Source organism: Variovorax sp. 679 (assembly GCF_003952185.1).
Classification (GTDB): domain Bacteria; phylum Pseudomonadota; class Gammaproteobacteria; order Burkholderiales; family Burkholderiaceae_C; genus Variovorax.
The window spans coordinates 428,085-446,367 of the sequence record NZ_RXFS01000004.1 but is presented as its reverse complement, the minus strand read 5'-3'; the positions used below and the strand labels follow the sequence as shown (position 1 = coordinate 446,367).

At 68.7% G+C, this 18,283-nt stretch carries 17 protein-coding genes; 4 read left to right on the top strand and 13 right to left on the bottom strand.

Annotation, left to right across the window (positions count from 1 at the left end; all coding sequences use genetic code 11):
- Window positions 1-144 precede the first annotated feature (144 nt).
- Both EJO71_RS12470 and argS read right to left on the bottom strand, forming a co-directional pair.
- On the bottom strand, window positions 145-906 hold the full coding sequence (locus tag EJO71_RS12470) for an SPOR domain-containing protein (RefSeq protein WP_125949023.1): 762 nt from the start codon (window positions 904-906) through the stop codon (window positions 145-147).
- An 11-nt stretch (window positions 907-917) separates the two neighbouring features.
- Window positions 918-2,603, bottom strand: coding sequence for an arginine--tRNA ligase (gene argS / locus EJO71_RS12465; protein WP_125949022.1), 1,686 nt, complete (start codon window positions 2,601-2,603; stop codon window positions 918-920).
- A 131-nt stretch (window positions 2,604-2,734) separates the two neighbouring features.
- Between argS and EJO71_RS12460 the strand changes: the two genes are divergently transcribed.
- On the top strand, window positions 2,735-3,079 hold the full coding sequence (locus EJO71_RS12460) for a hypothetical protein (RefSeq protein WP_125949021.1): 345 nt from the start codon (window positions 2,735-2,737) through the stop codon (window positions 3,077-3,079).
- Window positions 3,080-3,167: 88 nt separating this feature from the next.
- Here EJO71_RS12460 and EJO71_RS12455 read toward each other — a convergent pair whose 3' ends face one another.
- From EJO71_RS12455 to EJO71_RS12430, 6 genes are all read right to left on the bottom strand, one after another.
- Window positions 3,168-5,204: a fused MFS/spermidine synthase gene (locus tag EJO71_RS12455; protein ID WP_125949020.1), complete on the bottom strand. Its 2,037-nt coding sequence runs from the start codon at window positions 5,202-5,204 to the stop codon at window positions 3,168-3,170.
- 7 nt (window positions 5,205-5,211) lie between these two features.
- Window positions 5,212-5,664 carry a DUF2214 family protein gene (locus tag EJO71_RS12450; RefSeq protein ID WP_125949019.1) on the bottom strand — a complete coding sequence of 151 codons (453 nt, stop codon included), beginning with the start codon at window positions 5,662-5,664 and terminating at the stop codon, window positions 5,212-5,214.
- 196 nt (window positions 5,665-5,860) lie between these two features.
- A complete protein-coding gene (locus tag EJO71_RS12445) occupies window positions 5,861-6,787 on the bottom strand; it encodes a LysR family transcriptional regulator (RefSeq protein WP_125949018.1) in 927 nt (308 codons plus the stop codon).
- Between the two features lie 37 nt (window positions 6,788-6,824).
- Window positions 6,825-7,805 (bottom strand): tripartite tricarboxylate transporter substrate binding protein, encoded by a 981-nt coding sequence (locus EJO71_RS12440; RefSeq protein ID WP_125949017.1) that lies wholly within the window; start codon window positions 7,803-7,805, stop codon window positions 6,825-6,827.
- A 4-nt stretch (window positions 7,806-7,809) separates the two neighbouring features.
- A complete protein-coding gene (locus EJO71_RS12435; RefSeq protein ID WP_125949016.1) occupies window positions 7,810-9,000 on the bottom strand; it encodes a CaiB/BaiF CoA-transferase family protein in 1,191 nt (396 codons plus the stop codon).
- Complete coding sequence (locus tag EJO71_RS12430; RefSeq protein ID WP_125949015.1) at window positions 8,993-9,928, bottom strand: hydroxymethylglutaryl-CoA lyase; 936 nt, start codon at window positions 9,926-9,928, stop codon at window positions 8,993-8,995. Before EJO71_RS12430 ends, EJO71_RS12435 begins: the two co-directional genes overlap by 8 nt.
- 117 nt (window positions 9,929-10,045) lie before the next feature.
- Between EJO71_RS12430 and EJO71_RS12425 the strand changes: the two genes are divergently transcribed.
- Window positions 10,046-10,786: an IclR family transcriptional regulator gene (locus tag EJO71_RS12425; RefSeq protein WP_125949014.1), complete on the top strand. Its 741-nt coding sequence runs from the start codon at window positions 10,046-10,048 to the stop codon at window positions 10,784-10,786.
- A gap of 4 nt (window positions 10,787-10,790) precedes the next feature.
- On the opposite strand, the gene EJO71_RS12420 is transcribed toward EJO71_RS12425, so the two are convergent.
- Together EJO71_RS12420 and hisC are read right to left on the bottom strand one after the other, a co-directional pair.
- Window positions 10,791-11,759: a Bug family tripartite tricarboxylate transporter substrate binding protein gene (locus EJO71_RS12420; protein ID WP_125949013.1), complete on the bottom strand. Its 969-nt coding sequence runs from the start codon at window positions 11,757-11,759 to the stop codon at window positions 10,791-10,793.
- Window positions 11,760-11,829: 70 nt separating this feature from the next.
- A complete protein-coding gene (gene hisC, locus EJO71_RS12415) occupies window positions 11,830-12,807 on the bottom strand; it encodes a histidinol-phosphate transaminase (RefSeq protein WP_125949012.1) in 978 nt (325 codons plus the stop codon).
- A 208-nt stretch (window positions 12,808-13,015) separates the two neighbouring features.
- Between hisC and EJO71_RS12410 the strand changes: the two genes are divergently transcribed.
- Both EJO71_RS12410 and EJO71_RS12405 read left to right on the top strand, forming a co-directional pair.
- The gene (locus EJO71_RS12410; protein ID WP_125949011.1) at window positions 13,016-15,190 is read left to right on the top strand and encodes a malate synthase G; all 2,175 of its coding nucleotides are present in this window, start codon (window positions 13,016-13,018) and stop codon (window positions 15,188-15,190) included.
- A gap of 144 nt (window positions 15,191-15,334) precedes the next feature.
- Complete coding sequence (locus EJO71_RS12405) at window positions 15,335-16,594, top strand: MFS transporter (RefSeq protein WP_125949010.1); 1,260 nt, start codon at window positions 15,335-15,337, stop codon at window positions 16,592-16,594.
- Here EJO71_RS12405 and EJO71_RS12400 read toward each other — a convergent pair.
- The 3 genes from EJO71_RS12400 to EJO71_RS12390 form a co-directional block, all read right to left on the bottom strand.
- Window positions 16,584-17,021, bottom strand: a complete 438-nt coding sequence (locus EJO71_RS12400; RefSeq protein WP_125949009.1) for an EamA family transporter — start codon at window positions 17,019-17,021, stop codon at window positions 16,584-16,586. The genes EJO71_RS12405 and EJO71_RS12400 overlap by 11 nt on opposite strands.
- A 77-nt stretch (window positions 17,022-17,098) precedes the next feature.
- Entirely contained in the window at window positions 17,099-17,878 is a 780-nt protein-coding gene (locus tag EJO71_RS12395) for a hypothetical protein (RefSeq protein WP_125949008.1), read from the bottom strand.
- Complete coding sequence (locus tag EJO71_RS12390) at window positions 17,871-18,095, bottom strand: hypothetical protein (protein ID WP_125949007.1); 225 nt, start codon at window positions 18,093-18,095, stop codon at window positions 17,871-17,873. Before EJO71_RS12390 ends, EJO71_RS12395 begins: the two co-directional genes overlap by 8 nt.
- Window positions 18,096-18,283: the final 188 nt, after the last annotated feature.

The following is an 18,283-nucleotide window of genomic DNA, read 5'->3' as shown; positions in this document are numbered from 1 at the left end:
CGGCAGACTGAGCCGGCGCGCGGCGGGGAGTTCCCCCGCATCCGGCGCGCCCGAGGCTGTGGATGGTGGCGGCAAATGCCGCACGGCGAAGTTTGGGGGCTATTCGTGTCGGTTGCCGGCCAGCCTGCGCCGGGTAAGGGCCGGTCAGCGCTGCACGCGGACCAGCGCCGAATCCATGCCGCCGCCGTCGAGCCGCTCCTTCAGGCGGTCGGCGTCGTCCTTCTTGTTGAAGGGGCCGGCGCGCACGCGATACACGGTGCGGCCCGCCTGCTCGCGCTCGGTGACCTTGGCCTCGACGCCCATCAGCGACAGCTTGGCGCGCTGCGCCTCGGCGTCCTCGGTGGTACGGAAGGCGCCGGCCTGCACGAAGTACATGAACGGATCGGGGCCGGAGCTGCTGCCGCTGCTGCTCGGCGCGGCCGAAGCGGTGGTCGTGCTGCCGGAGCCGGAAACGCTGCCCGATCGCGCCCGGGCCAGGTCGCCCAGCGGATCGTTCGACGGCGGCAGGGCATTGGCCTCGGCCGGCACCGGCGCGGTGCGCGGCTTGGGCGCCACCACCACGGGCACCGGCGGCGCGGTGTTGGGCGATGCGGTGGCCGGGGCCACGGCGGTGGTGCCAGTGGCCGGCTCGCCGGTGACGGGATTGACAGGGCCGGTCGGGGTGGCGGGTGCCGCCGGCTTGGCTGCGCCGGCCTTGCCGGCCAGCGGCGCGTTCGGATCCCAGTCGCGGTTCTTGCGGGCCTCGGCCTCGTCCTGCTCGGCGCCGCCGCGCTGCGTCTTGGTCACGAACGGGATCGGCACCTTGGTCACGTAGACCGCAATGCCCAGCGCGACGCCCAGGCCGAGCACCAGCCCGATGATCAGGCCGATGACGATGTTGCCGCGTTGTCTGGTTGTCTTCTTCATGGTGAGAGAGTTCACATCTTGCTCGGCGCACTGACGCCAAGAATCGCGAGGCCATTGTGCAGCACCTGCGCGGTCGCGGCGACCAGCGCGAGGCGGGCCAGCTTGACCTTTTCGTCGTCGACCAGGATGCGCTCGGCGTCGTAGTAGCTGTGGTAGCTGGCGGCCAGTTCGCGCAGGTAGAAGGTGACGTCGTGCGGGGCGAAGTCCTTCGACGCGGCGGTCAGCATGGCCGGGTACTTGGCCAGCAGCAGCATCAGCGCCTGGGCGGCCGGGCTTTCCAGCGGCGACAGGTCGACGTCCTTGAGCGCGGCGGCGTCGCCGCCCCAGCCGGCCAGCACCGAGCAGATGCGCGCGTGGGCGTACTGCACGTAGTAGACCGGGTTGTCGTTGTTCTTCGTCACCGCGAGGTCGACGTCGAAGGTGTACTCGGTGTCGGGCTTGCGGCTCAGCAGGAAGAAGCGCACGGCATCGGTGCTGGTCCACTCGATCAGGTCGCGCAGCGTGACGTAGCTGCCCGCGCGCTTGCTGATCTTGACCTCTTCGCCGCCCTTCATCACGCGCACCATGGTGTGCAGCACGTAGTCGGGGTAGCCCTCGGGGATGCCCTCGCCGGCGGCCTGCAGGCCGGCGCGCACGCGGGCGATGGTGCCGTGGTGGTCGGTGCCCTGGATGTTGATGACCTTGTGGAAGCCGCGCTCCCACTTGGCGATGTGATACGCGACGTCGGGCACGAAGTACGTGTACGTGCCGTCCTGCTTCTTCATCACGCGGTCCTTGTCGTCGCCGTAGTCGGTCGACTTCAGCCACAGCGCGCCGTCCTGCTCGTAGGTCTTGCCGGCGGCCACGAGCTTGCGCACCGCTGCATCGACGCGGCCGCTGGTGTAGAGGCTGGACTCCAGGTAGTACTGGTCGAAGCGCACGCGGAAGGCCTGCAGATCCAGGTCCTGCTCGCGGCGCAGGTAGGCCACGGCGAACTCGCGGATGGCGTCGATGTCCTCGATGTCGCCGCTGGCGGTGACTTCGCGGTCTTCCGACTTGACGGTCTTCTTCGCCTTGAAGTCGGCCGCGATGTCGGCGATGTAGTCGCCGTTGTATGCAGGCGCCTTCTCGCCGCTGGGCCATTCGGCGTCGCCGGGCTTGAAGCCGCGGGCGCGCAGCTGCGTGCTGTTGGCCAGCGTCTGGATCTGCACGCCGGCGTCGTTGTAGTAGTACTCGCGCCACACGCTCTCGCCCTGCGAGGCACGCAGGTTGCAGATGGCGTCGCCGAGCGCGGCCTGGCGGCCGTGGCCGACGTGCAGCGGACCGGTCGGGTTGGCCGAGACGAACTCGACCAGCACCTTCTCGCCGGTGGCCGGCTGTTGACCGAAAGTATTCGCGGCCGACAGCACCTCGCGCACGATCTGCTGCTTGGCCGCCGTCTTCAGCCGGATGTTGAGAAAGCCGGGCCCGGCGATCTCGATGGCGTCGACCCACTGGGCGAACGCGGGGGTGGCGAGCAGCGCGGCGCTCAGTTCCTCGCCCAGTTCGCGGGGCTTGCGCCCCAGCGGCTTGGCGAGCTGCATCGCGGCCGTGCAGGCGAAATCGCCGTGCGCGGCCATCTTGGGCGACTCGAACGCGGCCTTGGAGCCGGCGCCGGGCGAGAGGGATTCGAGCGTGTTCGCGAGCGCCGCGAGCAGCTCCTGTTTGACCAATAGCATCCGTGAATTTTACCGGGGGCAAACCCGGGCGCTGTTGACGATGGTCATCCGATCGTTGCCTTGGCCCGTTACGATGGTCGGCCCCGAGGCGGGGAACCTGTCACAACTCAATCTTGCGAGGACATATCACCATGAAGAAGCTCCTTTCCCTGCTTGCACTCGGTGCCTGCCTTTCCTTCGGCGCCGCACAGGCTCAAGACAAGGCTCCCGCTCCGGCTGCAGCCCCCGCCGCTGCCGCTGCACCCGCAGCAGCCCCTGCTGCCGGCGCGACCTGCGAAGCCAAGGCCGTCGACAAGAACGGCAAGGCCCTGGCCGGCGCCGCCAAGGCCAGCTCCATCAAGAAGTGCGAGAAGGAAACCAAGGCCGCAGCGGCTCCCGCCTGTGCCGCCAAGGCCATGGACAAGAACGGCAAGCCGCTGGCCGGCGCCGCCAAGAACAGCTTCATGAAGAAGTGCGAGAAGGAAGCCAAGGCCTGATTAGCCACGCCGGACCGACATCCATGAAAGAGGCCCGCTTCACGCGGGCCTTTTCTTTTGCGCGGCCGCCCGCCCTCCCGCCAGCCCTCTACTTCAGCGCGCCGAGCAGGTTGTTGAAGTCGTCGGTCCAGGGCCGCTGCCCCGGCTGCGTGGCGATGGCAGCGGCGGCCTCCCCCACCGGCTCGCGCGCCAGCACCCGCGGATCGCGCGCGACCAGCACCCAGTCGGTGCGATTCAGCCAATCGGCCTGCTCCGCCTCGTCGTGCACCAGCACCGCGTGCAGCCCGCGCGCCTCGGCCACCTTCGCGACCACGGGCGCCAGCGCCAGGAAGCGGTTGGTCACGTGGAAGGCGATCACGCCGTCGGGCTTCATATGCCTCAGGTACGCATCCATCGCCTCGGCCGTGAGCAGGTGGACGGGCACGGAGTCGCCCGAGAAGGCATCCACCGCGAGCACGTCGAAGCCCTGCGACGGCTCGCGCTCCAGCGCCAGCCGGGCATCGCCGAGCACACGTTCGATGCGCGCGGCGCTGTCGCGCAGGAAGCTGAATTCCTTGTCCGCCATCTCGAACACCTGCGGATTGATCTCGTAGAAGCGGTAGACGTCGCCTGCGCGGCCGTAGGTCGCGAGCGTGCCGGCCCCCAGCCCGATCAGGCCCACGCGGCGCGGCCCTTCGGGCGCCGCCGCGATCGCGAGGCCGATACCCGAGGTCTCGCCGTAATAGGTGGTGGGCTCGCGCCGCCGCGCGGGGTCCATGAACTGCGCGCCGTGCTTGACCGAGCCGTGCGCCAGCTGGCGCAGGCTTTCGGAGGGCGGGTCGAGAATCGTGTCGTACGCGAGCAGCGCCCCGTAGAAGTTGCGCTGCAGGCGGCGTGCGTCCGAGCGGTCGTTGCCGATCTGCAGCAACAGGAAGAAGGCGCAGCAGGCGGCCAGTGCCACGCAGGCGACCCGCAGCCAAACGCGCCTGCGCAGCACGGCGGCGCCGGCCAGCGCGGTCAGCATCAGGCCGAGCCCCAGTTCGTAGTACGCCACCAGCACATGCGGCGCGACCAGCCCGACCGTCACGCCGCCCAGCGCCCCGCCGAGGGACAGCATCAGGTAGAAGCGCGTGAGATGGCGCGGCCCCGGCCGCAGCCTCGCGGTTTCGCCGTGCAGGAACATGCACAGCACGAACAGTCCCGACACATACAGCGGCAGCGCGATGCGCACGTCGCCGCCGATCCAGTGCCGAAGCCCGAACGCGCACAGCAACAGCAGGGCGGCGGCCAGCGGCAGGAACACGCCGCGCCGGTACCAGCGGTCGCTTTCGAAGCACAGGATGAAAGTCAGCAGGTACAGCGACAGCGGCAGCACCCACAGGAAGGGCACCGCTGCGACGTTCTGGGTGATGTGGTTCGTCACGGCCAGCAGCAGCCACGAGGCCAGCGCCGGCAGCGCGAGCCACAGCAGGTAGTCGGCAAGGCGCGGCGGATTGTCCGGCGCGGCAGCCTGGCCGTCCGGCTGCTGCGGCACGACCTCGCCCGGCAACCGCCGCGCCATGTACAGCGTCGTGCCCGCGCACAGCAAAACGAACGCGCCGTAGCCCCACGACCATCCATGCGCCTGCTGCCGCAGCGCACTGAACGGCTCGATCAGCACCGGATAGCTCAGCAGCGACAGCAGCGAGGCCAGGTTCGACAGCGAGAAGTACCGGTACACCTTCGTGCCCCACGGCGTGCGCGCCACCCACGACTGCACCAGCGGCCCGGTGGTGGAAAGCAGGAAATACGGCAGGCCGATGGTGCCGAGCAGCAGGCCCAGGATCCGCCAGGCCGGGTCTTCGGCGCCGGTCGGCTTCCACTGCGCACCCACCACGATCGGAAGAAAAGCCAGGCTGGCGACGAGCAGCGCCACATGCAGCACGGCCTGCGCCCGCATGCGCAGATGGCGTGCCACCCAGTCGGAATACGCGTACCCCGCGAGCAACACCACCTGGAAGAACACCATGCAGACCGACCACACCGCGGCCGAGCCGCCGAACCACGGGAGGATCTGCTTCGCGATCAGCGGCTGGACCAGGAACAGCAGGAACGCGCTGCTGAAGATGGTGCCGGCAAACAGGAGCTGAATGCCGGCGCGTCCCATGTTGCGCCTACTTGCCGAAACCCCGGGCCAGGAACACCGCCACCAGCGGGATCAGCGCGATCAGGTGCGCCTGGATCATCACCAGCTTGCGCGTCTTGAGGATGTCGGCCTCGGCCGGCAGCTTGCCGGTGGCGCGCAGCGTCTTGCGCCAGCGGAAGTAGGTCAGCGTCGGGAAGATCGACAGCACGCCCACGATGATGAAGAGCCCCAGCTTCACGTGCAGCAGCGGGTTGGTCCAGTACCAGGCCGTGCCCTTCACGCCCCACCAGGTGCGCGCGATGCCGGTGGCGAGCACCGCGATGGCGGCGATGCCGTAGACCATGTCGACCTTGGCAAGCCGCTCGACCACAGCCGCATTGAGCCACTGCACGCGGCACAGCGCCGCTTCGCTGGAAATGAACACCACCATCGTCAGGATGGCGAGCAAGTGCAGGTACGCGAGGATGGCTTCGAGCGTCATCGATGGCTTTCAAGGTAGCTCGCCCCCAGGCTGCGCGCACTTCGTGTCGCTTCGCCACCCCCCTACCGGGGGCAACACCTGAGGCCCGGCAAAGCCGGTTCCTCGGTGTTCCGCGAAAGACCTCGATCGCTGTCAGCGTGGGGAGCGTATCAACGAAATTTCAAATGTGAACAGATTGTGCAGCCGCTAGGCGAGCTCAGGCCCTTCCTCCCCAGAATTCCGGATTTCCGTATTGCTCCTTGAGGAAATCAAGCCACAGTCGCACCCGCAGCGGCATGTGCTTGGCGCCCGCGAACACCGCGTAGATGCCGTTGGGCGGCGCGGCGTACTCGTCGAGCAGGGGCACGAGCAGGCCGGCGTCGATCTCGGCCTCGACCTCCCAGGTGCTGCGCCAGGCGATGCCGTGGCCGGCGAGGCACCAGTCGTGCAGCACCTGGCCGTCGGAGCAGTCGAGCGGGCCGCTCGGTCGCAGGTGGATCAGCTCCTGGTTGCCCTCTTCGTTGACGATGCGGAAGGCCCAGCCGCGCGTCTGCGAGGCGTCGCTCGACAGCGTGAGGCAGGCGAAGCGCGAGAGCTCGCCCGGGTGCTTCGGCATGCCGTGGCGGCGCACGAACTCCGGCGTGGCGACGCAGCGGCGGCGGTTGTCGGCGAGCCGCACGCTCACGAGGGAGGAATCGGGCAGGTCGCCCACGCGCACCGCGCAGTCGAAGCTCTCGCCGGTGACGTCGACCACGCGGTCGCTGAGGTTCAGCGAAATGGTCACTTCCGGATGCAGCGCATGGAAGCGCGGCACCAGCGGCGCGACGTGGCGGCGGCCGAAGCCGGCCGGCGCGGTCACGCGCAGGTGGCCGCTGGCCTTGAGGCCGCCGGCGCTCACGCTGGCTTCGGCATTCGCGAATTCGGCAAGGAGGCGCTGGCAGTCCTCGAGGAAGGCGCTGCCCTCGTGCGTGAGCGTGATGCGGCGCGTGGTGCGCACCAGCAGCTTGACGCCCAGCCGCTCTTCCAGCGCATCGAGCCGGCGCCCCATGATCGCGGGCGCCACGCCCTCGGCCTTGGCCGCGGCGGTGAGGCTGCCGCGGGTCGCGACCGAGACGAAGGATTCGAGTTGCTTCAGGCGGTCCATGGGGCGGGAACTATATCGCCCGCCGCCCGGAGGGCGCCTACTCGGGCCGCACGCCCGCCTCGCGCACCGCCGCGCCCCAGCGCGCGTGCTCGGCCTTGATGTACTGCGCCGCCTGCTCCGCGCTGCCTCCGACAGGCGTGCTGCCTTCGGCCAGCAGTTGCGAGATGGTCGCGGGCTTGGCCAGCGCCTTGTCGACCGCGGCGCTGAGCTTCTTCACGATGTCGGCTGGCGTGCCTGCCGGCGCCACGAGCGCCTTCCAGTCCACCGCCTCGAAGCCCTTGTAGCTCTCGCCCACGGTGGGCACCTCGGGCATCACCGGCAGGCGCTTGGCCGAGGTGACGGCCAGCGCGCGCAGCTTGCCGCCCTTCACCATCGCGAGCGCGCCCTGCGGCGTGGCGAACATGTAGTCGGTCTGGCCGCCGAGCAGGTCGGTGATGGCGGGCGCGGCGCCCTTGTACGGCACGTTGAGCACCTTGAAGCCCGCGCGCTTTGCAAGCACCTCGCCGGCCATGTGGCCCAGCGTGCCGGTGCCCGCGAGCGCCTGCCTGATCTCGCCCGGCTTCGCCTTCGCGGCGGCGACCAGGTCGGCCAGCGACTTGAACGGCGCGTCGGCGCGCACCACCAGCACCACGGGCTGCGAGGCCACCACCGACACCGGCACCAGGTCCTTCAGCGCGTCGTAGGGCATCTTCGGGAACAGCGTCGGGTTGATCGCGAGGTTGGCGGTCTGGCCCAGGCCGATGGTGTAGCCGTCGGGCTTGGCCTTGGCCACCACGTCCATGCCGATGTTGCCGTTGCCGCCCGCGCGGTTGTCGACGATGAAGGTCCACCTGGTGTCGTCGGAGAGCTTCTGCGCGACGAGCCGCGCCACGATGTCGGTGGCGCCGCCGGGCGTGTACGGAACGATCAGCCGCACGGGCTTGTCGGGCCAGGCGGTGTCGGCGAGGGCGGGAGCGGCGTTCAGCCATGCGGCGGCCGCGGCGCACGCCAGCAAGGCGCGCCGTGCAGTGAAAAACATGAGGTCAGTCTCCGAGGGTGATGTTGCGCGTTTCGAGCGCGGCGATTTCTTCGTCGCTGTAGCCCACTTCTTTCAGCAGCTCGCGGCTGTGTTCGCCGACGTGCGGCGGCTGCAGGCGGATGCCGGGCCGTTCGCCGTCGAGCGTGAACGGCATCAACGGCACCTTGGCCGTGCTGCCGTCGTTCATGCGCACCGGCGCGAGGCCGCCGGTGGCGTTGAGGTGCGGGTCGTCGAACAGCTCCTGCGGCCTGGTGATGGGCGCGAAGGGCAGCTCGTTCTTCTCGAACACCGCGGCGAGATCGGCCGCGCTGTGGTTCGCGAGGTGCGAGCGCAGGATCGGCATCATCCATTCGCGCGCCAGCACGCGGTCGTTGTTGGTCTTCAGGCGCGGGTCGGCCAGCATCTCTTCGAGGCCGAAGGCCTTGCAGAAGATGGCCCACTGCTTGTCGCTCACCGCCGCCAGGAAGATCTGCTCGCCGTCCTTCACGGTGAACACGTCGTACACGGCCCAGGCCGAGATGCGGCTGGGCATCGGGTCGGCGGCCTTGCCCGTGGCGGCGAACTGCATCATGTGCTGCGCGACCAGGAACACGTTGTTCTCGAACAGTGCCGACTGCACTTCGCAGCCCTTGCCGGTGATGTCGCGCTGGCGCAGCGCGGCCATCGCGCCGATGGCGCCGAACATGCCGCCCATGATGTCGTTCACGCTGGTGCCCGCGCGCAGCGGGTCGCCCGAGCGGCCGGTCATGTAGGCGAGGCCGCCCATCATCTGCACCACTTCGTCGAGCGCCGTGCGGTGGTCGTAGGGGCCGGGCAAAAATCCCTTGTGGCTCACGTAGATGAGGCGCGGGTTGAGCTTGCTCAGCGCGTCGTAGTCGAGCCCCAGCTTCTTCATGGTGCCGGGCTTGAAGTTCTCGCTCACGATGTCGGCGGTGGCGATGAGGCGCAATGCAGCCTCCACGCCCTCGGGTTTCTTCAGATCGAGCGCGATGCTCTTCTTGTTGCGGTTGAAGGTCGGGAAGAAGCCCGAGCCCGAACCCAGCAGGCGGCGCGTGTTGTCGCCCTCGATGGGCTCGACCTTGATGACCTCGGCTCCCAGGTCGGCCAGCAGCAGGCCGCAGGTCGGGCCCATGACCATGTGCGTGAACTCGACGACGCGGACGCCGGCGTACGGCAACGGATTGGCTTCAGACATGTGCGGTGTGTTCCTGGACAAAGCCTTTTGGCAGGCCGGCCTCGGGCGTCATGCCGTAGACCGGTTCGCCGGGCAGGCCGGCCATGAGCGGCGCGCGCGCCGCGATGAGTTTCCGGATGTCGATGCCAGTGCACACGCCCATGGCCTCGAACATGAAGACCAGGTCTTCGGTGACGGCATTGCCCGAGGCACCCGGCGCATAAGGGCAGCCGCCGAGTCCGCCGAGCGATGCGTCGAAGGTGCGCACGCCCTCGTCCCACGCCGCGAGGCAGTTGGCGATGCCGAGGCCGCGCGTGTTGTGCATGTGGGCCGCGCCGGCGTGGCTGCCGATCTCGGCACGCAGCCGCTTGAAGAGACGGCGCACCTGCGCGGGGTTGGCATAGCCCACGGTGTCGGACAGGCCCGATTCGTCGGCCCCGGCCTCGACGCATTGCGCGGCCAGGCGGATCACGTCGTCCTCGGGCACCTGCCCCTGCAGCGTGCAGCCGAAGGCGGTGGAGATGCCGGCCTCGAGCTTCACCTGCGGCGCGATGGCGCGGCGCAGCTCGGAGATGGCGCGCACCTCCTCGACCATCTCGGTCGGCGTCTTGCGCACGTTGGCCAGCGAATGCGCCACGCTGGCCGACACCGGCATCGTGAGCTTGTGCACGCCGGCTTCGAGCGCGGCCTGCGCGCCCTTGCGGTTGGGCACCAGCGCCATCACCACGAGGCCGGGCAGCGTGACGGCGTGGCGCACCACCTCGGCGGCATCGGCCATCTGCGGCAGCAGCTTCGCGGGCACGAAGGAGGCGACCTCGATCTCGCGCACGCCGGCGGCGTAGAGCGCGTCGATCCAGCGCAGCTTGTCGGCCGTGGGCATGGTGGCCTTGACCGACTGCAGGCCGTCGCGCGGACCGACCTCGCTGATGAGGACGTCGGGGGTTGTCATGGGATTCAGTCTCCTGTTCCGGGATCGCTTGACTGTTCTGTCTTGCAGAACTATATTCCGTTAAACAGAATTAGACCGTCGATCCACCACGACTGTCAAGCCGAGCCATTCCCGCCCATGCCCCGCAAAGCCCAGACCGAATCCGTCTCCGACCTCAATGCCGCCCCCGGCGGCGCGGCCGCGGTCGACCGCGCGCTGAGCCTGCTCTCGGCCTTCCAGCCGGGCGACGAGGCGCTGTCGCTCGCGCAGTTCGCCGAGCGCACGCAGCTCTACAAGAGCACCGTGCTGCGGCTTCTGGCCTCGCTCGAACATGCGCGGCTGATCCGCCGCCGCGACGACGGCCGCTATGCGCTGGGCATGGAAATCGCGCGGCTGCACGGGCTGTACGCGGCATCGCTGTCGCTCGACCACATCGTGCTGCCGGTGCTGCGCGCGCTGGTCGCGGCCACCGGCGAGAGCGCGGCGTACCACGTGCGCCAGGAGCAGGGCGACAGCTGGGTGCGCCTGTGCCAGTTCCGGGTCGATTCGTCGCATGTGGTGCGCGACCACGTGCGCGCCGGCGACCTGCTGCCCAACGATCGCGGCGCGGGCGCGCGCGTGCTGATCGCCTTCGGCCCGGAGGCCGAGCTGCCGCGCGGCGCGAAGGAACGCAAGCTGTACGACGGCATCCGCGCGCAGGGGTTTTGCGCGCTGGTGGGCGACCGCACGGCCGAGCTGGCCGGAATCTCGGCGCCAGTGTTCCGTGCCGACGGCAGCCTGGCGGCGGCCGTCACGCTGACGATGCCCACGCACCGCTACGACGAGCGCTACATCGAGCCGGTGCGCGCGGCGGCGAAGGAACTCAGCGGGCAGGTCTGAGCGATCAGGACTCAGCCTTGAAGCCGGAGTTCTTGATCGGCATTTCCCAGCGCTTCAGATGCGCCGCCTGGATGGCCGCCAGTTCGACCGGCCCCGCGTGCGCAGGCACGAGCCCCAGCGAATAGATCTTTTCCTGCACGTCGGGCATGCGCAGCGCATCGGCCACGGCCTTGTCGATCCGCGCGACCAGTTCGGGCGACATGCCCGGCGGGCCATACAGCCCGAAGAAGGCATCGGCCGCCACGTTGATGCCCGCCTCCTTCAGCGTAGGCACCTCGGGCAGCGCGCGGCTGCGCTGCTCGCCCGTCACCGCGAGGATGCGGACCTTGCCGGCGCGGTGGTGCTCGATGGTTTCCGAAGCGGTATCGACCATCAGCGGCACCTGGCCGCCGATCAGGTCCTGCGCGGCCGGCGCACCGCCGCGATAGGCCACGTGCGTCATCGGCACGCCGATCGCCTGTGCGATCAGCTGCCCGGCGAAGTGCGGCACGGTGCCCGCGCCCGAGGTGGCGTAGTTGGCCTTGGCGGGGTTGGCCTTCATCCATGCGAGCACCGTCTTCAGGTCGCCGGCGGGCGCGCCGGGCCCGGCCGTCACCGCGAAGTCGAAGGTGCTGCCGAGGGCGATCGGCGTGAAGTCCTTGGCCGGGTCGTAGCCGAGGTTCGGATAGAGCCACGGGTGGATCACCATCGCGCCGCTGGGCGAAAAGGCCAGCGTGTTGCCGTCGGGCGCCGCGCGCTTCAGCTCGCCCAGCGCGAGCCGGCCGGCAGCGCCGGGCTTGTTGTCGATGATGACGTTCTGCCCGAGCGACACGCGCATCTTCTCGGCCAGCACCCGCGCCACCACGTCCACCGACCCGCCCGGCGGAAAGCCGACCAGGATGCGCACCGTGCGGTCCTGCGCGAACACCAGCGGCGCGGCGGCCGCGACGGCGAGAACGGCAGCGGATTGCGCTGCGAACTGACGGCGTTTCATGGTCTTGTCTCCTCGGGGCGTTGTGGAAATGTCGGACCCGCCGGGCTCCCCCGGCTTTACTCGGCTCGGCTCAGCGCAGGGCCGCCAGCACCGCGCCGTTCTGCCCGGGCAGGCCGATGCTGACGCGCAGCCACTCCGGCAGGCCGTAGGGGCCGAGCAGCGAGACCTCGATGCCGGCCGCCAGCAGGCGCGCATGCACGGCCTGCGCGTCGCCGACGCGCACCATCAGGAAATTGCCGGACGAAGGAACGTACTCGAGGCCGAGTTCCCTGAAGCCCGTGGCGAGCTGGTCGCGCCCTGCCGTGTTGAGTTCGTAGGTGCGCGCCAGAAACTCCGCATCGGCCAGCGCCGCCACCGCCGCGGCCTGCGCCGGCGTCGTCACGTTGAAGCGCGGGCGGTGCGCGTTCATGCGTGACGTGAGCGCCGGCTGCGACACGCCGTAGCCGATGCGCAGCCCGGCCAGGCCGAAGGCCTTGGAGAAAGTGCGCGCCACGATCAGGTTGGGCAGCCGCCGCACCCACTCGATGCTGTTGTAGCGCTGCGCGGGCGACAGGTATTCGGTGTAGGCCTCGTCCAGCAGCACCGTCACGTGCGCGGGCACCGACTGCAGGAAGGCCAGGAGCGGCGCCGCATCGATGAAGGTGCCGGTCGGGTTGTTCGGGTTGGCGACGAACACCAGCTTCGTGTCGTCGCCGATGGCTGCGCGCATCGCGTCGAGGTCGTGGCCGAAGTCGCGCGACGGCACGACAGTTGCGTGCGCATGGGCATGCGCCGTGGCGGCCGCGTAGACGATGAAGCCGTACTGCGAATAGACGACGCCCTCGCCCGGCTTCAGGCTCACCTGCGCCGCTAGCTCGAGGATCTCGCTTGATCCGCTGCCCAGCGTGAGCCAGTCGGCCGGCACGTCGAGCCGGGCGGCCAGCGCGTTCTTCAACGCCGTGCCGTTGCTGTCAGGGTAGTTGCCGGCGCCCGCGAGCGCTTCGGCGGCCGCGCGGCGGGCCGATTCGGGCATGCCGAGGGGGTTTTCGTTGGAGGCCAGGAGGATCATGGAATTGGAATTCGTTTTTTATTTAAGAAGTTAAATATATCCGGCACTTGCGACGCTCTTATCAGTGCCTACCCTTTGCGCCGCGGGGCGCCCGACACCGATTACCTCCATTTTTGTCACGGATAAATCCCGCTTCCGGCTCTTACTCTCCAGCAAAGTATCGAATAAAGTTCGTCCCAGGATTGCATTTGTCTCAAGGAGAACCCCCATGACCGCCCGCACCACCGCCCACGGACTCCAGGTCGCGACCGAGCTGCACCGCTTCATCGAGGACAAGGTCCTCCCCGCCAGCGGCGTGGCCAGCGACGTCTTCTGGAAGGGCTTCGACGCCATCGTCAGCGACCTCGCGCCGAAGAACATCGCCCTGCTCGCCGAACGCGACCGCCTGCAGAGCGAGCTCGACGCCTGGCACAAGAAGAACCCCGGCCCCATCGCCGACATGCCGGCGTACCGCGCCTTCCTCGAGAAGATCGGCTACCTGCTGCCCCAGCCCAAGGGCACCAAGGCCACGACCGCGAACGTCGACTCCGAACTCGCGCTGCAGGCCGGCCCGCAACTGGTGGTGCCGATCCTGAACGCGCGCTACGCGCTGAACGCCGCCAACGCACGCTGGGGCTCGCTGTACGACGCGCTCTACGGCACCGACGCGATTCCCGAGACCGGCGGCGCCGAGAAGGGCAAAGGCTACAACCCCGTGCGCGGCGCCAAGGTCATCGAGTTCGCGCGCAACGTGCTCGACCAGGCCGTGCCGCTGGCCAACGGCTCGCACAAGAACACCACCGGCTACAGCGTGAAGGACGGCCAGCTGGTCGTCGCGCTGCAAAGCGGCAGCACCGGCCTGGCCGACGCCTCGCAGTTCATCGGCTACCAGGGCGATGCCGCCGCGCCGTCGTCGGTGCTGCTGAAGCACAACGGCATCCACCTCGACATCCGCATCGACCGCAGCACGCCCATCGGCAAGAGCGACGCGGCCGGCATAAGCGACCTGGTGCTCGAAGCCGCGCTCTCGACGATTCTCGACCTCGAGGACTCGGTGGCCGTTGTCGACGCAGCCGACAAGGTGGTCGCGTACTCGAACTGGCTCGGCATCGTCGAAGGCACGCTGACGGAAGAAGTCGCCAAGGGCGGCAAGACCTTCACGCGCGGCCTGAACGCCGACCGTGAATACACCGGCGCAGACGGCAAGCCCGTGAAGCTGCACGGCCGCTCGCTCATGTTCCTGCGCAACGTGGGCCACCTGATGACCAACCCGGCCATCCTGTATGCCGGCGGCAAGGAGATTCCCGAGGGCATCCTCGACGCCGTGGTGACCACCACCATCGCCACCATCGACCTGAAGCGCAAAGGCAACTCGCGCACCGGCAGCATCTACATCGTCAAGCCGAAGATGCACGGCCCGGCCGAAGTGGCCTTCGCCAGCGAGCTGTTCGGCCGCGTCGAGCAGCTGCTCGGCCTGCCCGCCAACACCGTGAAGCTGGGCATCATGGACGAGGAGCGCCGCACCAGCGTGAACCTGAAGGCCTGCATCGCCGAGGCCGCCGCGCGCGTGGCCTTCATCAACACCGGCTTCCTCGACCGCACCGGCGACGAGATGCACACCGCCATGCAGGGCGGCCCGATGATCCGCAAGGGCGACATGAAGTCCAGCGCGTGGATCGGCGCCTACGAGAAGAACAACGTGCTGGTCGGCCTGTCGAGCGGCCTGCGCGGCAAGGCCCAGATCGGCAAGGGCATGTGGGCCATGCCCGACCTGATGGCCGCGATGCTCGAGCAGAAGATCGGCCACCCCAAGGCCGGCGCCAACACCGCCTGGGTGCCCTCGCCCACGGCCGCCACGCTTCACGCGCTGCACTACCACCAGGTCAGCGTGACCGCGGTGCAGCAGGAGCTGGAGAAGATCGACGCCGACGCCGAGCGCGACAACATCCTCAACGCGCTGCTGCAGGTGCCGATCGCGGCCGAAGCCAAGTGGTCTGCCGAAGAGCGCCAGCAGGAAATCGACAACAACGTGCAGGGCATCCTCGGCTACGTGGTGCGCTGGATCGACCAGGGCGTGGGCTGCTCGAAGGTGCCCGACATCCACAACGTCGGCCTGATGGAAGACCGCGCCACGCTGCGCATCTCCAGCCAGCACATCGCCAACTGGCTGCTGCACGGCGTCGTGACCAAGGCGCAGGTCGACGAGACCTTCCAGCGCATGGCCAAGGTGGTCGACGAGCAGAACGCGGGCGACCCGCTGTACCAGCCGATGGCCGGCAACTTCAACACCTCGGCCGCCTACAAGGCTGCGCAGGACCTGGTGTTCAAGGGCATCGAGCAGCCCAGCGGCTACACCGAGCCGCTGCTGCACGCATGGCGCCTGAAGGTGAAGGGCGAGGCCTGATAGGCAGCCTGTGCCGCGGCCCGGCGCATTGCCGGGCCTGAACGGATGATCGAACGAACGGCGCCCGAGGGCGCCGTTCTGCATGAGGTGCGGCAAGCCGGTAGCATTCGTGCCGCTTCTTTTCTCCGACCCCCTCCCCTCCTGATGAACACGAACGCGGCATCGCCGCCTCCGCCGCGCTGGTCCTCTTCCGCGGCCGCCATGCTCGTCGCACTGGCCACCGCCTTCGCACTGAGTCAAGCCTTCCGCACCGTCGGCGCGATGATGGCCACGCCGCTCACCAGCCACTTCGGCCTCACGCCGCAGCAGCTGGGCACCTGGGCGGGCACCTTCCACTTCATGTTCGGGATCATGCAGCTCGCGATGGGCGTGTCGATCGACATGTTCGGCGTGCGCCGCACGGTGCTGACGGCCTTTCCGCTGGCCATCGCGGGCGCTGTGCTGTGCGCGATGGCGCCGAACTTCCACGCACTGCTGCTGGGACAGGCGCTGATCGGCGTGGGCTGCGCGCCGGCCTTCCTTGCCTGCACGGTGTTCATCGCGCGGCACTTCGACGCATCGCGCTTCACCGCGATGTCGGGGCTGGTGATGAGCCTGGCCGGCCTGGGCATCCTGTTCACGGGGACGCCGCTGGCCTTGCTGATCGAGGCTTCGTCGTGGCGCGTGGGCTATACGGTACTGGCGGGGTTCGCCGTGCTTTCGTGGCTGGTCATCTCATGGCGAGTGCATGAGCCTGCGCGTGCAGCGGATCTTCCCGGGCAGACCGAACGCCAGTCGCTGCGCAAGGCCGTGCGCGAACTGCTGCCGCTATTCGCCATGCCCCACACGCTGGGGCTGCTGTGCTTCGCCTGCGTTTCGTATGCGGCCTTCATCACGCTGCGCGGCCTGTGGCTCGGCCCGGTGCTGCACGACCGCCACGGCCTCTCGCTGGTGGCGAGCGGCAACGTCGCGCTGGTGATGACCGTCACCGGCATGATCAGCCCCACGCTGTTCGGCCGCATGGACCCGGGCGGCGTGCGGCGCACGCGCTGGATGATGGGTTGCGCGTTCGCCGGTGCGCTGATGTTCGGCGCGATGGCGCTCACGCATTCGCGCGTGGTGGACATCGGCCTGCCGATCATCTACGGGCTGCTGTCCGGCTACAGCGTGCTGCAGTACGCGTACACCAAGAACGCCTACCCGGCCGCCATGACGGGCCGCGCGATGGCGCTGATGAACATGGCCATGTTCCTGGGTGTCTCGCTTATGCAGTGGACGACCGGCGTGGCCGCGTCGTGGGCGGTGGCGCAAGGCACGGAGCCGTTCCGCGCGGTGTTCCTCACGGTGGCGGGCATGCTGGCCGCGGGCACGCTCGCGTTCATGTTGCTGCCGCGGGCGCCCGTGCCAAGGCGACCTAGCGCTTGATTGCCAGCATCAGCACGCCGCCCGCGATCATCGCGACGCCGGCCCACTCGCGCCCGGATGGCCTCTCGCCGAGGAACATCACCGCGAAGAGCACGACCAGCACCACGCTGAGCTTGTCCACCGGCGCCACCTGCGAGGCATTGCCCATCTTCAGCGCACGGAAGTAGCAGACCCACGACGCACCCGTGGCGAGCCCCGAGAGCACGAGGAACAGCCAGGTGCGCGGCGACAGCTCCAGCGGGTTCGTCCACTTGCCGGTGGCGTGCACGAAGACCAGGAGAACCGCGAAGATCACCACAGTGCGAACCAGCGTGGCCATGTCGGAGTCCACGCCGGCGAGGCCGAGCTTGGCGAGAATGGCCGTCAAGGCGGCGAAGACAGCCGACAGGACGGCCCAGAGAAACCAGTTGGAAGCGGTGAGGCTCATGGTGCTTTCTTTCATCGACGGCGAGGGGACGCCCCGATCATGCGCGATCCGACCCCGTCTCAACCTGACGCACGGCGTCAGGCATCTTCGCCAAGCCGCGCCCAAACGGCCTTTCGACTGAGCTGGCGCTTGGTCGCCGCATAGACATCCGGCCGTCCGTACATGGCCTGGTTGCTCGATACGCCGAACTCCGGTCGGCCCCATGCGCAGGTTGTCTTGACGAAGCAGCGTCGCAACACATCGAAGCGCTTGTCCCAGACACCCGGGGCCTTCATCGGTGGCGTTGGCCCCAGCGTGATCTCATACCAGTAGCCGTCCACGCGGTGCCATTGCGTGAGCTCGTCGATCACGATGAACGAGGCCTCCGGCTTCTTGCCGCGCTGCCCGTTTCTCTCGTCCCGCTCGCGCTGCCGCGCCTGGGCGATGCGCCGGTTGGGCAGCAGGATGCCGGTGACCGGGTGCACGAAAAGCTCCACGCTCGAAGCCTCCTCCAGCGGAACGCGACCACCGCGTCCCCACCAGGCAGCACGCACCAGCACTTCGCCATCGCGCATCACCGCATCGCGCACGACGAACTGGTCGATGTGCTCGAAGATGTGCGCCTGCACCGTGCTGCGCTTGTCGATGCCGCTGCAGAGTTCGGCATACACCTTGTCCCACGGCCGGTGCACCTGCTTGTGCAGCCAGCGCTTGAGCGGCGCGAGGTTTTCGTTGAGCCACTTGGTGCGGCCATAGCCGCGCTTCATGCCCAGGTGCGAACCGCGCTCCTTGCTGTTGCGCCACTTGCGCCCATCTCCCTGCACACGGCCGCCGCGGCGCGGCCGCTCGACGATGACCTTGTCCATGTCGTCACGCATCGTCGGCCCTCCCGATGCTGCGCGCGGCCTTCTGCAGCGCCACCTTCTGCGCGCGCCGCTCGGCGCGATGGGTGCGCAGGTGACGCCCGGCCTTCTGGTTCGATTCGCCGCGCGCCATCGCGGCCACCACCGGATTGCGAGGTGCCGCAGTCGGCACCGAAAAATAGAACCGGCCCAGACGCTTGTCGTCGTCTCGGGCCTTTCGTTGAGCACTCATGTGCACACACTCCGAAAAACAAAAAAGCCCCGGCGAATGGCTGCGCGGGGCCTTTGTCGACGGGCCTCGGGCGGGTGCATGGATGCACATCCGGCCGGGGCGGTCGGTGTGCGGGTCAGGTGTTCAGGAAACGGTTCATTGAATTGGTTTGCCGCCCGGGAGGTTGGTCGTCGCCGGGCGCGGTGAAA

What these genes read in the sequence shown, in the direction of transcription:
- EJO71_RS12470 (WP_125949023.1), bottom strand. Translation starts at nt 906, where the DNA reads ATGAAGAAGACAACCAGACAACGCGGCAACATCGTCATCGGCCTGATC.
- argS (WP_125949022.1), bottom strand. Translation starts at nt 2,603, where the DNA reads ATGCTATTGGTCAAACAGGAGCTGCTCGCGGCGCTCGCGAACACGCTC.
- EJO71_RS12460 (WP_125949021.1), top strand. Translation starts at nt 2,735, where the DNA reads ATGAAGAAGCTCCTTTCCCTGCTTGCACTCGGTGCCTGCCTTTCCTTC.
- EJO71_RS12455 (WP_125949020.1), bottom strand. Translation starts at nt 5,204, where the DNA reads ATGGGACGCGCCGGCATTCAGCTCCTGTTTGCCGGCACCATCTTCAGC.
- EJO71_RS12450 (WP_125949019.1), bottom strand. Translation starts at nt 5,664, where the DNA reads ATGACGCTCGAAGCCATCCTCGCGTACCTGCACTTGCTCGCCATCCTG.
- EJO71_RS12445 (WP_125949018.1), bottom strand. Translation starts at nt 6,787, where the DNA reads ATGGACCGCCTGAAGCAACTCGAATCCTTCGTCTCGGTCGCGACCCGC.
- EJO71_RS12440 (WP_125949017.1), bottom strand. Translation starts at nt 7,805, where the DNA reads ATGTTTTTCACTGCACGGCGCGCCTTGCTGGCGTGCGCCGCGGCCGCC.
- EJO71_RS12435 (WP_125949016.1), bottom strand. Translation starts at nt 9,000, where the DNA reads ATGTCTGAAGCCAATCCGTTGCCGTACGCCGGCGTCCGCGTCGTCGAG.
- EJO71_RS12430 (WP_125949015.1), bottom strand. Translation starts at nt 9,928, where the DNA reads ATGACAACCCCCGACGTCCTCATCAGCGAGGTCGGTCCGCGCGACGGC.
- EJO71_RS12425 (WP_125949014.1), top strand. Translation starts at nt 10,046, where the DNA reads ATGCCCCGCAAAGCCCAGACCGAATCCGTCTCCGACCTCAATGCCGCC.
- EJO71_RS12420 (WP_125949013.1), bottom strand. Translation starts at nt 11,759, where the DNA reads ATGAAACGCCGTCAGTTCGCAGCGCAATCCGCTGCCGTTCTCGCCGTC.
- hisC (WP_125949012.1), bottom strand. Translation starts at nt 12,807, where the DNA reads ATGATCCTCCTGGCCTCCAACGAAAACCCCCTCGGCATGCCCGAATCG.
- EJO71_RS12410 (WP_125949011.1), top strand. Translation starts at nt 13,016, where the DNA reads ATGACCGCCCGCACCACCGCCCACGGACTCCAGGTCGCGACCGAGCTG.
- EJO71_RS12405 (WP_125949010.1), top strand. Translation starts at nt 15,335, where the DNA reads ATGAACACGAACGCGGCATCGCCGCCTCCGCCGCGCTGGTCCTCTTCC.
- EJO71_RS12400 (WP_125949009.1), bottom strand. Translation starts at nt 17,021, where the DNA reads ATGAGCCTCACCGCTTCCAACTGGTTTCTCTGGGCCGTCCTGTCGGCT.
- EJO71_RS12395 (WP_125949008.1), bottom strand. Translation starts at nt 17,878, where the DNA reads ATGCGTGACGACATGGACAAGGTCATCGTCGAGCGGCCGCGCCGCGGC.
- EJO71_RS12390 (WP_125949007.1), bottom strand. Translation starts at nt 18,095, where the DNA reads ATGAGTGCTCAACGAAAGGCCCGAGACGACGACAAGCGTCTGGGCCGG.